At 62.2% G+C, this 246-nt stretch carries 1 pseudogene; it reads left to right on the forward strand.

The annotated features are described in order from the left end of the window. Positions 1–246, forward strand: a pseudogene (locus tag MKD49_RS26215) (translation initiation factor IF-2); the annotation flags it as partial.

A 246-nucleotide genomic window follows, 5' to 3' on the forward strand; every position in this document is an offset into this window, starting at 1 on the left:
GTCACCATCAACCAGGTGCTGGATCAGGAGACCGCTCAACTGGTCGCCGAAGAACTGGGCCACAAGGTCAAGCTGGTCAGCGACAACGCGCTGGAAGAACAGCTGGCCGAGCTGCTGAAGTTCGAAGGCGAGTCGGTCGCCCGTGCGCCGGTCGTGACCGTCATGGGTCACGTCGACCATGGCAAGACCTCGCTGCTCGACTACATTCGTCGTGCCAAGGTGGCGGTCGGCGAAGCCGGTTGTATC

This window comes from Herbaspirillum sp. WGmk3, from assembly GCF_023952535.1.
GTDB classification, from domain to species: domain Bacteria; phylum Pseudomonadota; class Gammaproteobacteria; order Burkholderiales; family Burkholderiaceae_D; genus Herbaspirillum; species Herbaspirillum huttiense.